Source organism: Thermosyntropha lipolytica DSM 11003 (assembly GCF_900129805.1).
GTDB lineage: Bacteria > Bacillota > Syntrophomonadia > Syntrophomonadales > Syntrophomonadaceae > Thermosyntropha > Thermosyntropha lipolytica.
In genome coordinates, this window is the sequence record NZ_FQWY01000093.1 from 1 (window position 1) to 1345 (window position 1345).

Below are 1345 nucleotides of genomic sequence, written 5' to 3' on the forward strand. Positions count from 1 at the left end.
TTATTTGCACCAGGATTAGTAAGAATAGCATATCCTATTCATGATATAGCCATGGTACTTTCAACCTTCATGGTATGTATGCATGGCTATCTGGGATCCTTCCATCCTGGTTCCGGGGAATCCTTCTGGGGTATGTGGAAAGGCACCGTAAGAGCCGACTGGGCCAAACATCACCATGCTATATGGTATGAAGAAACCTATGGCGAAAAGAAAGCAGAATAAAAATAGTTTAAGCAAAAAAATAGTGGGGAGTTTACACTCCCCCTTTTTATCAAGTAAAATAAAAAAAATTACCAACAAGGAGGCAATAATAAATGATGCAGCGTACAACACCGGTTGAACTTCCTCCAGGTTATATAGTTTTTTTCCAAAACTTGGAAAGTTGGCAAAATGAACAAGAAATATTTCTAAAAAAAACCTGCTCTTTTCCTAAGGTAGATCTGGTAAAAACACTTGCCGCACACAAAAAACCTCTTGTCAGGGTAAAAAAAATAAATATCCCTGCGGAAGAATATAAAAATTTATTGTTAAAATTTTTATCCTTCCTTAAAGCCGAGCGCCCTGACACTTCTAAGGCGGTAAAAAACATTGAAGATCATATGGCATCTTTAGATATAGACACCATCACCAGCCAGCTTATAATTAACGAAACTGGATTTTTAAACGACCTGGCTAGAGATCTTAATGTTTCATCTGAACTCCTTCTTTTCATATTTGATCACACATTAAGACCATTTTTGCGTATTCTGGCTGCTCCTTACCGGGAAGAATTAATAGCCCGAGAATATAATAGCTGGGAATTCCCCAGCATATGTCCTGTATGTGGAGCTAAATCCAATATAAGCAGGCTTAGAGCTGAAGATGGACATCGCTTCATGTTTTGTGACCGTTGTTTCATGGAATGGGAAACTGCTTATTTAAGATGCGTTTACTGCGGCAATACCGAACCCCATACTATCCGCTACCTGAATGTGGAAAATGACGATGCCTATCAGGTATATGTATGCGAAAAATGTAAAGGCTACCTCAAAACTTATGACGAACGCCAAACCGGAACTAAAGTAGACCTGTTTATAACTAACATGGAAACTATCTACCTGGATATGCTAGCCCAGGAAAAAGGTTATCAGAATCATGAAGATAACTAAATTACAAAAAGGTCGTCCCTGTTCCCAGGGCGACCTTTGTCTTATTAATCTCTGGTAATTAATTATTCAATTTTATTCGTCCTTCTCCAGATACCTGCTTCATGAGCTGCTTTAATCAAATCATCACGGAATTTCGGATGAGCCAGTTCAATAATATTTTCCGTTCTCACCCATTGATTTTGCGCCCGCATTTTCTT

Annotated in this window: 2 protein-coding genes and 1 pseudogene; 2 read left to right on the top strand and 1 reads right to left on the bottom strand. The window is 38.5% G+C overall.

The window, feature by feature from the left end:
- Both BUB92_RS11165 and BUB92_RS11170 read left to right on the top strand, forming a co-directional pair.
- Nucleotides 1-222 (top strand): annotated as a pseudogene (locus BUB92_RS11165) (formate dehydrogenase subunit gamma); the annotation flags it as partial.
- Nucleotides 223-314: 92 nt separating this feature from the next.
- Nucleotides 315-1148, top strand: a complete 834-nt coding sequence (locus tag BUB92_RS11170) for a formate dehydrogenase accessory protein FdhE (protein ID WP_073093635.1) — start codon at nt 315-317, stop codon at nt 1146-1148.
- Nucleotides 1149-1210: 62 nt separating this feature from the next.
- Here the strand turns inward: BUB92_RS11170 and BUB92_RS11460 are convergent, their stop codons facing one another.
- Entirely contained in the window at nt 1211-1339 is a 129-nt protein-coding gene (locus BUB92_RS11460) for an acetyl-CoA hydrolase/transferase C-terminal domain-containing protein (RefSeq protein WP_242939056.1), read from the bottom strand.
- Nucleotides 1340-1345: the final 6 nt, after the last annotated feature.

Excerpts from the sequence above, each read along its gene's own strand:
- BUB92_RS11460 (WP_242939056.1), bottom strand. The coding sequence starts at position 1,339 with ATGCGGGCGCAAAATCAATGGGTGAGAACGGAAAATATTATTGAACTG.
- BUB92_RS11170 (WP_073093635.1), top strand. The coding sequence starts at position 315 with ATGATGCAGCGTACAACACCGGTTGAACTTCCTCCAGGTTATATAGTT.